Annotated in this window: 8 protein-coding genes and 2 pseudogenes; all 10 read left to right on the forward strand. The window is 34.5% G+C overall.

Going from position 1 to position 11,586, the window contains the following annotated elements; genetic code table 11:
• Positions 1-548: 548 nt before the first annotated feature.
• Complete coding sequence (locus CD33_RS15910; protein ID WP_036202225.1) at positions 549-986, forward strand: hypothetical protein; 438 nt, start codon at positions 549-551, stop codon at positions 984-986.
• Between the two features lie 877 nt (positions 987-1,863).
• A pseudogene (gene ltrA / locus CD33_RS15915) lies at positions 1,864-2,535 on the forward strand (group II intron reverse transcriptase/maturase); the annotation flags it as partial.
• Positions 2,536-3,085: 550 nt separating this feature from the next.
• On the forward strand, positions 3,086-4,330 hold the full coding sequence (gene ltrA / locus CD33_RS15920; RefSeq protein ID WP_036202228.1) for a group II intron reverse transcriptase/maturase: 1,245 nt from the start codon (positions 3,086-3,088) through the stop codon (positions 4,328-4,330).
• Between the two features lie 79 nt (positions 4,331-4,409).
• Positions 4,410-5,002, forward strand: a pseudogene (locus CD33_RS15925) (group II intron maturase-specific domain-containing protein); the annotation flags it as partial.
• A gap of 495 nt (positions 5,003-5,497) precedes the next feature.
• Positions 5,498-5,854, forward strand: coding sequence for a type II toxin-antitoxin system Phd/YefM family antitoxin (locus CD33_RS15930; RefSeq protein WP_036202230.1), 357 nt, complete (start codon positions 5,498-5,500; stop codon positions 5,852-5,854).
• Positions 5,855-5,868: 14 nt separating this feature from the next.
• Entirely contained in the window at positions 5,869-6,222 is a 354-nt protein-coding gene (locus tag CD33_RS15935; protein ID WP_036202234.1) for a type II toxin-antitoxin system RelE family toxin, read from the forward strand.
• Between the two features lie 709 nt (positions 6,223-6,931).
• On the forward strand, positions 6,932-7,645 hold the full coding sequence (locus tag CD33_RS19595; RefSeq protein ID WP_052130302.1) for a hypothetical protein: 714 nt from the start codon (positions 6,932-6,934) through the stop codon (positions 7,643-7,645).
• Between the two features lie 21 nt (positions 7,646-7,666).
• Positions 7,667-7,882: a hypothetical protein gene (locus CD33_RS15945; RefSeq protein ID WP_036202237.1), complete on the forward strand. Its 216-nt coding sequence runs from the start codon at positions 7,667-7,669 to the stop codon at positions 7,880-7,882.
• Positions 7,883-9,185: 1,303 nt separating this feature from the next.
• The gene (locus tag CD33_RS15955; RefSeq protein WP_036202241.1) at positions 9,186-10,868 is read left to right on the forward strand and encodes a competence protein CoiA family protein; all 1,683 of its coding nucleotides are present in this window, start codon (positions 9,186-9,188) and stop codon (positions 10,866-10,868) included.
• A gap of 261 nt (positions 10,869-11,129) precedes the next feature.
• A partial coding sequence (locus CD33_RS15960) for a restriction endonuclease (RefSeq protein ID WP_140422946.1) occupies positions 11,130-11,586 on the forward strand: 457 nt, incomplete at its 3' end.

Raw genomic sequence — 11,586 nt, forward strand, 5'->3', positions numbered from 1 at the left:
TATTGATTTTATTATGCGGGCACACTGAATACAAGCCGTCTATGGCGTCAGACATTGTGAAAGTGTTGGTTCATCGAGAATTAAAGTATGGAGTGGACATTCGAAGTATGGATATAATTATGTAAGCAATAACCCAGTCAATTTTGATGATCCGGCGGGTACCTCATCTGACTTCATTACAGCAAACTGGAGGTGCCAGTCCATTAGGAGGAACATTAAGGAGTTCCGGAGTATCTGGTGGGGGTACTGTAAAATCTAAAAAAAAATACAAAAACATTATGGGATATTAAAACAAAAGCAGATAAAACATTAAAATACAAATTTAATGGAGACACAGTTACTGCGTATCGAGACCCAAGAAGAGGACTATGGTGGGCAAAAGATACACAAAACATGCTGATTCTACCTTTAAAGTTTTTAAGACAGCAAGGGGTGGTAAAGACTTCATTGGGGTGCAGATGCAGATAAATATGGAAACTACATTCGAGATAAACATAAAAGTTCAACCGGAATGATAATAAAAATAAAATAGCAAAAGGGGAGCAAAAATGTCCTTAACAAAAACGGAAGCTGAAAAACTATTTAGTTTAGGGTTTAAAAGACCTGAATATGCTGATGAGGTGTATCCCCAAGATTTTTATGAGTATAACAATGGCACTTGGGTAATTGGGGGAAGAATTATCCCTTCAAGTACTTTACTATGTAATGAAGATGTATACAGACATGGAGTATGGATTCCTTCAACCATAGATTTAGTAACTTGGTTAGAAGAGATGGATTGTAAGTTTATATTAACTTACGATGGTTCTAGTTACATGGTTGAAGTTTCAACAGCTAATAATCAAATGTTTAAAGGAAAAGGTATCTCGATTGAGATGAGTTTATTTAAAGCTATTATTAAAATACTTCAAACATATGGAGGAGCTCCTGTGCAAAAAAGCTATAAGGTAATTGAAGTTGATTTTATTGAAAGAGAAGATATCTAAAAATAATATCTAGATATTGAAACAAAGGGAGTTTGGTAATCATTAGTTAAAGATGATGATGGGATAAAAATTTATTTTTACCATGTACCTCTGATTTTCAGGAAGAGTCAGAAAAAAATTACCTATCCCTTTTTGGATTGAAGATGAAGATGTTATTTATAACTTGACCCATTAGTTATCCATAAAGAAAAGAATATATTGAAGAATTTGAATCAATATTAGAATAAAAAAATATCGTTTAATGTGTGCTATATAATAAAAAAAGATTAATCGTAAGTGATACTCCTATAACCTTGATAGGCTAATGCCTTTCAAGGTTTCTTTTAGTGCGCCCGGCATGCGCATGAACTATAGGGTGTAAGTCCCGAACCCCGAAGACAGAAGTAGAGGTTAGCCAAGAGCAAGGGTGTCCGTGGTGACGCGTAATCTGAAGGAAGCTGGAGGCAAAACACCGGTCCGAGGAACACGAATCTCATACAAGGCTAGGTATGACTGGATAAGTTTGCTAAACAAAACAAAGTCCTTTCTGTCGAAGGTCATATGTAGTAAATGAGGCGGATAGATGGTGTGAAAGTGCATGCGCTTACCCGGGGAGGTCTGATGAAAACGTGAAGTATCCTTCACAACCTACATGGTGACAAGTAGCTGAATCATCAGAAGTCAGCAGAGGTCATAGTACGATTGGGTCTAGAACCAGTCAGAAGGACTAAACAATTAAGAGAGATTAGCCCTTGGCTTTCCATCTAGAATGAAATAGCACAGAAAACAGAGAAACCTCACGCTTAGAAAGTAGTGGTGAATCCCACGAGGGTATTTGCGGAGGGTGGAGTTCAGATGGGCATAAGAAGATAAGCTAATCACGGAAAGGAACGAAATGGTGATGTTGAATCAAATTCTCGAACGACAAAACATGATACAAGCGCTAAAGCGAGTTGAAGCGAATAAAGGAAGCCATGGAGTAGACATGATGCCCGTACAAACCTTACGACAGCACATCCTCGGAAATTGGGAAACCATTAAATCGCAGATTTTGAATGGAACCTATGAACCGCAACCAGTACGTCGAGTCGAAATCCCGAAACCAGATGGTGGTGTGCGTTTACTAGGTATCCCAACCGTGACAGACCGTTTGATTCAACAAGCTATCTCGCAGATTTTATCGAAGGAATATGACAAAACATTTTCGGACCACAGTTATGGATTCCGTCCAAATCGGAGCGCCCATGACGCCGTTCGGAAAGCAAAGGGTTATATAAAGGAAGATTATCGATGGGTGGTTGATATGGATTTAGAGAAATTCTTTGATAAAGTCAATCATGACCGACTAATGGCAACATTAGCGAAACGAATTTCAGATAAACCTTTATTAAAACTAATTCGTAAATACCTCCAAGCTGGTGTCATGATAAATGGAGTAGTTTCAAGTACAGAAGAAGGAACACCACAAGGTGGACCTTTAAGTCCTTTACTTTCAAACATAGTTCTAGATGAACTCGATAAAGAGTTGGAAGAACGTGGACATAAATTCGTTCGATACGCAGATGATTGTGTGCCACGAAGGCAAGCAAAGTGTGCTTGCAAAGCGCAACTAGTAAGCCATGCTGCACTTAAGATGAGAGTAGGCCTCTCGCAATCGTTATACAGGTAGAGATTGCAAACCACCCTAAGGTGCTATAGTCAAAAGCTATGGTATTGAGCGTTAGGGAAAAGGCAGAACGAGATTCTGTCAGGTACGTATTAAGGAGACGAAAACCATTGAACCGCTGAAGAAGTATCGAAAGCGTATGGATGTCATCAAAACCGAGGGGGAGTCGTTAACTCGGGATAAGTTCGGAAGAAACCTGTTTACTGTCCGTTCGGTGACCGGTATAAAGGCGGCGTGAACTTAATACAGGCTTTTGTGTGGAACGTGGGAACCTACAACATGGATGTTAAGGGAGAGATTTCAAGTGGAAGTCCCACGAGAATCAGAGTACCAATGCCATGTATAGGGGCGGAATAACCCGTAGTAGTGATGAAATCTTCTAACAGAGATGGAGCGAAGGGGTTATATTATTCAGTTTTATAAACAAGTCAACCAATATAAATGGGAGGAACTTATGCATAAAACAAAGCCATATGCGATATCTAAAAATGTAGTGTATGATGCATTCCTTAGAGTAAAAGCAAATAGAGGATCCGCAGGAATTGATGGGCAATCCATAGCTGAATTCGAAGAGAATCTAAAAGATAATCTGTATAAATTATGGAACCGAATGTCCTCCGGAAGTTATTTTCCTCCAGCTGTGAAAGCGGTGGAGATACCAAAGAAAGATGGAGGAATAAGAACGTTAGGGATTCCAACTGTTGCGGATAGAATTGCACAAATGACAGTAAAAATGTACTTTGAACCATTGGTAGAACCGTATTTTCATGAAGATTCCTACGGGTACAGACCAAATAAAAGTGCAATCCAAGCTCTAGACACTACACGGAAAAGATGTTGGAAATATAATTGGATAGTAGAATTCGATATCAAAGGTTTATTTGACAACATAGACCATGACTTATTGATGAGAGCAGTGGAAAAGCATACAAAATCTGATTGGGTAAAGCTATACATCAAGAGATGGCTAAAGACACCGTTTCAATCCAAAGAGGGTTTAATAGAACGTACCTCTGGTACACCGCAAGGTGGTGTCATTAGTCCAGTATTAGCTAATCTATTTCTTCACTATACTTTTGATAAGTGGATGGCTATTTATCATCCAAATAATCGGTTTGCAAGATATGCGGATGATGCAGTAATTCATTGTCAAACAGAAGAGGAAGCCAAGCAACTACTTCAAACACTGAATGCAAGAATGAAGGAATGCAAGCTAGAATTACATCCTATCAAGACAAAAATTGTCTACTGTAAAGATGCAGATAGGAAAGGGGAGTATGAAAGTACAGCATTTGACTTTCTTGGGTATACATTCAGACCGCGACTATCGAAAAATCGGTGGGGTAAACACTTTGTTAACTTCTCACCGGCAATCAGCAATAAATCCAAAAAGTCTATGCGTCAAACAGTGAGAGCTTGGAATCTGCAATTAAAAGCAGATAAAGAAATAGAAGACATATCTTATATGTTTAACTCAGTTATACAAGGATGGATTAATTACTATGGGAAATTCTACATATCAGAAATGTATTCGTCTTTAAGGCATATCAACAAAGCCTTAATTATGTGGGCAAGAAGGAAGTATAAAAGGTTTGCCCGTCATAAGAAGAAAGCAGAGTATTATCTAGGTAGAATTGCAAAACAAAATCCTAAGCTCTTTAAGCATTGGGAAATAGGTATCAAGCCAACGGCTGAATAATGGGAGCCGGATGAGCTGAGAAGTTCACGTCCGGTTCTGAGAGAGACTAGTGGGGAAGTTCCACTGGTCTACTTACCGCAATATTTATGTGAAAACAGAACGTGCGGGACTAAGAGTATTGACGAGTGTACAAAGATTTATCGAAGGAAAACTTCGTCTAAAAGTTAACGATAAGAAATCAGCAGTAGACCGTCCTTGGAACCGGAAGTTCTTAGGTTTTAGTTTCACGAATCACAAAGAACCAAAGGTTCGTCTTGCGAAAACAAGTCTAGTTCGAATGAAGAAGAAAATACGAGAGATTACCTCAAGAAAGATGCCATATTCCATGGAATACAGAATCGAGAAGTTAAACCAATATCTAATGGGGTGGTGTGGTTATTTTGCATTAGCAGACACAAGTTCCACATTTAAAGCACTAGATAGTTGGATATTAAAAGAAGATTAAGGATGTGTCTATGGAAGAATTGGAAGAAACCTCGAACAAGAGTCAGAAATCTTACTCGGTTGAAAGTTCCTTATGGAAAAGCATACGAGTGGGGAAATACCCGAAAAGGGTACTGGCGCATTTCTAAAAGCCCCATATTACATAGAACCCTCGGCAATTCCTATTGGGAAAGCCAAGGGCTGAAAAGTCTGATAGTTCGTTACGAAACTTTGCGTTATTCATCTTAATTGAACCGCCGTATACGGAACCGTACGTACGGTGGTGTGAGAGGTCGGGAGTTAATCACTCCCTCCTACTCGATTGGGAGTGGTAATGAAAATATCAAATATTACATAACAAGAGCAATAATATGCGTAGTTTTTCAAGTTTAAAATAACTAGCTCCGATATAAGCACTTAGATGATGTGAAACTTCAGCCTAATTATATATGTCTAACTTTCTTGGGTTAGATCACTAAAGAGTGTTTTTATTTTTTGTTATATTTTACATATTAATTTACGCAAAATTACACATATTATTTTACACAATATCTCACATGATATATAATGTACTTAGCATCATTAGTGTGCAATGGCAAAAACATTCATAAAAACAACTAAAACAAACAAAGTCGTAGAAAACATATAAAACATGCAGAAACTAAAAAACAAATAAAAATTACAAAACACTAAGAGACTAATCATACAAGCACGCCATTGTTGATGTTTGGAGGGAGAAGCACTATGAGAGAAGGAGTTAACCGTCACACATTCGATATTGAACAGTTAGTTGCAGCTTCTGAAGCAGCTCGCAACTTTTCATCTTTGCGAAAGAAAGCAAAGCTTGCACCTCGTTTGATTTTGGAAAACAACAAGCCCGACTCTGTCATTATTTCGATTGAAGACTATCAGCAATTTCAAAAAGTAATTACCGCTCTTGAAGATGAAGTATTTGAACTAAAGTCTATATTACGCATTCAAAAGGCTGAAAAAGAAGGCGTAAAAACACAGAGATTTGACGAGTTTGCTACTGAAAAGGACCGTGCAATAGCTCAAGCTGCAAAGGACTGGGATATATCTGACGAAGAATTATTTGAATAGGAGTCGGATTGCCTGTGGAACCTTTAAAAGATTTATTTAGTAATTTAGAATTTTACGATGAAGCTGTTGATGAATGGCAAAGTTTAGATGGTCATCAGAAAAAATTTGTTTCTAAAGCTCTTGAAAAGATTGAGGCGCTCGGAAATGAAATTGGAGAGCCATTAGGAAATAAACGAGACGTCAATCTAACCGGTTATCGAAAAGTGAAATTAAAACAAATAGGCATTCGAATTGTCTACCGAGTAGTAAACGAGGTAATTGAGATTACAGAAATAATTGCTATTGGTGGTAGAGCTGACGAAGAAGTGTATCAAGATGCTTATGACCGTATCCAAAAACGCATAACTGCTGATACTACCAATCAATAAAGTGATTATTTCGAAGCGGTCTTAAAATCAAACAATAATGCACCTCCATCAATATAGGAGAGTGCTTTTATTTTGCAACTAAATAACTCAAAATATAGTATTATGCATCAAGGGCTATGACTAACTCAGGGCCACTGCGCTTCCGCACGGTAGTTTTCTTTATATTAATAAAATGGATATGCAGAAAAATTATTTGAAGGTTGTAGCAAGAGCTGAAGATAGTCCTTAGAGAAACACCCTTTTAAATCACCTAGAGGGTTTTAAGGTAAATTATTAAATTCGTAAAAAAATGAGTATTATCCGCTCAAATCCATTCTGAATATTAATATTTTAGTAAAAAATGACTAATTTATGGGGCAGCAAGACATTATGGTATTAAATTTAAAGGAACTCCCTCTATTCAAGATAAAGACTCAATGACAGGGAGAACTTTTACCATAGATGAATACGAAGTTTATACTAAAAAGAACGGCCAAAATTTAAGAAGTGTAAAAGAACTGATAGATGAACGTGAAATTACATCATCACAAGTCTATTACTCTAAATAGTTTTATTGTTGCTATTCCTTATGCGTCATTTTCTTATAATGTGTGGTGTAAAATTTATAATACAAAGATTACACATGTTTTGATTGATATTGACTAATAATACTATAATTGTTATTATATTCCATATTGAGATAAAATACATTAAAAGGAGAGTAAATAATATGTTAGCGATAGAAAAGGGTAGATTAGTTCTTGTGGTCTTAGTATTAGGTTTATTTTTATTTTTTATTAACTCATCAAATACTTTTGCTTCAAATAGCTATGATGAAATTGATGTAGAGGAGAAGATAGTCTTATACAAATTAAACAATATAGTGGATCTATTGAAAAGCGGTGATAACGAAATTACTTATCATTGGACAGACTTAGATGGGATTAACCGAAGTGTAGATTTAGTCATCTCTGTAAATAATAATCAGATTCTATCTGTAGAAGAAAAAAATATTTCTTCAGATGAAGAGTTAAATACTATTAAAAACTCAATTAACAAGAAAGATCCTAGAATTAGTATTCTATCAACAGAATACCCACAAGTTTCATATAAGTTAAATGGAGGGATGACTAGTTCGCAATTTGTAAATACCCATGCATTTAACAGACATAAATACGAACAGGGTGCAAGTTCATCCTGTAGTAGAACTCGATACGCAAGGGATGTCGGTGTGAAGGCTATAAGAGAATCAACGGTTGCACAATATGATGAAAAATATAGTACATCAAGTCCAGCTACAACTGTATATATCAAAAGATATAGGACTGCTTCTCTTTTGAGTATGCAAATAACTGAAAATAATAATAGGTACACTCCGTATCACCGTGTAATTAATAATTATAGCGATCCTACATTAAGTACACATCATCCATTATGTGTGTAATAGTTAGCGGAGTTAGTTAATATGCGTATACAAAACCAGATTATTGTTGAATGGACAATTGCGAAACATTATGACGATGTCCCGTTTGGGGAGAGACTTGGACGGGTTTTGAAATTGCAGAATGAATTACTCAAAGAAGGAGAGGCATTAGAAATACATCAAGTTACTTATATAGGTGAAATTGATAAGGAAAAAGTATATATAATAATTTTAAATATAATACCAGAAAGTGTTTGATTGGAGAAAATTATTTATAATCCACTAAAAGGGTTACTTCAAGGTACTCTTTTGAAGTTATTGACGGTTAGGTTGAGATTAGAAAACAATTATCATTAAATAACAACAGGTATTATTAAACGTATCTTTTGTATAGGATATTTAAAAAGATCATACTGCATGGAGAAGATGATTTCTGTTTTCGACGAGGACACTGAAAAAGTCCAAAAGAAAACAAAAGCGATTGTGAAAAAACGGATTTAGGTTTTCACAATCGCTTTTTCTTTCATTTCTCTCATTATTGTATAAGTGAACTGAAATTAAGTCGTACAAAAATAATAAAGATGTACAAAAAGCTTCCAAAACCTTCATATAGAATGCATCTGATTGGAAGTAGCGATTTTTTGACGAAACTTTTTGTATAACTTTATTTTCTCGTTGAAATTTTCTAGGTGAGCAAATCAAGATTTATGAGAGTCATTTTTGTACAACTTTATTTTCAGAGAACAAAGGGAATGATTAATGAAAGAATCTACAAATCTAATACATCTTCGCAAAATAGTAATTAGCGCTAGTAGAGTTGTTTTTATAAAACGCCTAAACCCTTGATGTTAAAGGATTTAGGCATTCTTTTTGGTTATTTGATACAAATGGAAACTGTGGTTAAGGATCATTAGAACTGAACTATCACTATTTACGTTTTCCAAACCATTTATGCCATATTTCCTGAAACAATATAATTCGCTTAATCATTAGTGCATAGCCAAAAGCTAGGCCAACGTAGGTATACGGATATATCGGTAATCCAGTGATAAGATTGGCAATTACTAAGTAAGTTAATGCTACTGGTAGACATATGCCTAAAATATTGGCGTAAAACTTAACTCTATGGAAATCCATAATTTCTCCCCGCTTATGTGTAAATATTTACCCACCATTTCTTAACATCGTAATAAAAACTAAAAAGATTCACCTTAGGATAGTTATATTCTTTCTTTGATGTCTTAGAATAGGTGAGGATTAAAATGCATGTAAATATATTGTCTGAAATCTTAATGGTTTTTAAACCCGGGTTATTACTTCTTTTCGGCGACAAAAGAGAAAGAATTGAGTTAGTCATATAAAAGTTATTAAATACATTCTTGTTAAAGTTTAATGCCCCAAAATTAGCAAAGTCAACAGTAACTAGTATCGTTAACTTAGTGAATGTAATATTCCTATTGAAGAACTTCGAAAGATATTTTATCTTGTATTAAGAATTTTCAAAAGGATTATATGGTACACTTTTTAAAAAAAAGGGATATATTGGTGGAGGAATTATGTCATGCGAATAGCTAAACACGTAATAGATAATTATATATTTGAAATTCCCTTAGGGCTTAATAAAACAGATATTATAAATTTAAAACGTGTTACCGAAAAGGGAACATATAAATGTGCATTTTGTGGTGGAAGAGTAAGAATTGAATCTGGAGATGTTAAAGGTACTTACTTTTCTCATTTTAAAGATGAATCCTGTATCGCAAATGCATCTAAACTAGAAAAAGCATACCTTACTTATAAAAATCAAATTATGCGTGAAGAACCTAAACAACAAATTGTTGTTTCTTTGTTAAAGAACGAATTGGAAGGTTTGAAAAAAATCTATTCGCATTTGAAAGTAGATTTAGGTTATAACATTCCAATATTCCAAACTCATTTACCTGACGTAGTAGTTGAACTTGGTGAAGGAAAGAAAAAATATGCAATGTCTGTGGTTACAAAAATTAACAAAGAATCTGATTTAGAGTTATCAGAGACATTAAAAAAACGGAATCAATATTTTATTAAACTTGGTTTTGAGCCAATATGGTTTGTTGAAAGGAGTCATGAGGCAAGAGAATATAGATCCCGAGAAATTGTTTTTTGGGAATCTGAAAAAAATATATTGCAACAGAGTAAGGAAGATAAAGAGTGGACAAGATTCTTAAAAGATCTAACCCCCTCTGCTCTCCGTTTAAGTGAAATACTAGGGATAAAAAAAATATTAAAATCACTAACTGTACAGAGCATTATGTACTTATCACCGAAAGACAACGGAAAGTTTTTAATTTATCGTTTTATCGAAGAGTTAGAAACTAATCCCTGTCGGGCATATCTTATCAATGAACCATACGAAATGACTATGGGAGAAGCTCTTAGTATTCATGAAAACGAGTTCTTGTTTGCGGTGAGCGAAAAAGAGAAAAAGGGTAGAGAAGTTTTTAATGAATTATATAAGGAAGCAGAAAAAAACATAAAAGCTGAAATTGAGGTACAAAAACCTGAAAGAGAAAAAGTACTAACGGGGAAAGATGAGAGAGCTAATATACATAGTAATGTCGAGAATCTAACAATTTCACAAAGACAAAAAAGTATTCCAACTGGAGCAGTACTAGCAGAAGTTACTGCAGTTACTGAATATACAGATTATCTAAATTCATTCTCGTTGGAAACTGAACTTAATAAAATGACTAAAGAAGAGAAGTTTATCTTTAATAACTTAATAGAAAAATATAATCTTACTCGTGAGAATTATCCTGGATTATGTAAGGTAGCTTTGAAAAAGGGAAAATATATACATACGCCCCATACCTTATGGCAGCTGTGGATTCTTGATCAAATATTAACGACATTTCGGGGAAAACAATTAACAGCAAAAATGCTCTATCAAGAGATTAATTCTCAATTTAGATTTGACTATAAATTTAAAAGTAAATGGGATTTACTCCTGTACGAATATTTATTGCTATTAGAGGATATCGGTTTATTAAGAACAATAAAGCGTTCTATAGTTATTGATGTTAATACAGTATTTTCTGTGCAGCTAGAAACACTTCCTTTGATAAATGACTTTAAAATGAATAGCTATATTGCTTTTTATTATTCTCAATACTTTGATGAAGATTCCCAAGTTCTTGATGAAGTTAGAAAAATAGAGGTAAGAAAGGCATATGAAAATTACAAAGCTATATTAACTTCTCTATGAACTAACTTAATTAGATATAGATAAGATTGAAGTATTCAAGGATAGCAATTAGGTAATATAAAAATCATTTGGAAATGGCTTGTTATTTACAGGATGAGCTATGGATAGATTAGAAACGTATTTTGTTGCCATAAAGTTCAAAGATTGAAGGAAAGTATATATGGTATGAAGATAATTTGGGAAAAGTTAACAATGGTATTGTACAATTAAATATGAATCTAGTTCTAAGTTAGTAAAGAATAAGTGAATTAAGGTGATAATATGGCTAAAAGAAAGAAGAAAAATGAATCAATAGAGGAAATCTTTGGGATAGTGCTAGTAATCCTAATATTAGGAATATATTATCTGACAAAATCTTGGACAATTGCTGGAGTTTTCGGTGGGATCTATTTCGTAAGTGTGCTTATTATTTTAGCAATAGTTGCGAACAAACGAAAAGAAAGACTACGTGCTTCAGGTATTACAGAAATTGATAAAATGAGTGGATTACAATTCGAAAAATTCCTAGTTTTGCTTTTTCAGGACTTAGGCTATTCAGTCAAGACAACACCAACCACAGGTGATTTTGGTGCTGATTTAGTTTTAAATAAAGTCAATCGAACAATTGTAGTTCAAGCAAAGAGATATTCAAAAAGTGTCGGGATTAAAGCTATTCAAGAGGTATTGTCAGCAGTTGTTTATTGCAAAATAGAAGTGCAGACTAGTGCAAAGAATTTGT

The sequence above is a fragment of the Ureibacillus sinduriensis BLB-1 = JCM 15800 genome (assembly GCF_000772955.1).
GTDB classification, from domain to species: domain Bacteria; phylum Bacillota; class Bacilli; order Bacillales_A; family Planococcaceae; genus Ureibacillus; species Ureibacillus sinduriensis.

Excerpts from the sequence above, each read along its gene's own strand:
- CD33_RS19595 (WP_052130302.1), top strand. The coding sequence starts at position 6,932 with ATGTTAGCGATAGAAAAGGGTAGATTAGTTCTTGTGGTCTTAGTATTA.
- CD33_RS15930 (WP_036202230.1), top strand. The coding sequence starts at position 5,498 with ATGAGAGAAGGAGTTAACCGTCACACATTCGATATTGAACAGTTAGTT.
- CD33_RS15945 (WP_036202237.1), top strand. The coding sequence starts at position 7,667 with ATGCGTATACAAAACCAGATTATTGTTGAATGGACAATTGCGAAACAT.
- ltrA (WP_036202228.1), top strand. The coding sequence starts at position 3,086 with ATGCATAAAACAAAGCCATATGCGATATCTAAAAATGTAGTGTATGAT.
- CD33_RS15910 (WP_036202225.1), top strand. The coding sequence starts at position 549 with ATGTCCTTAACAAAAACGGAAGCTGAAAAACTATTTAGTTTAGGGTTT.
- CD33_RS15955 (WP_036202241.1), top strand. The coding sequence starts at position 9,186 with ATGCGAATAGCTAAACACGTAATAGATAATTATATATTTGAAATTCCC.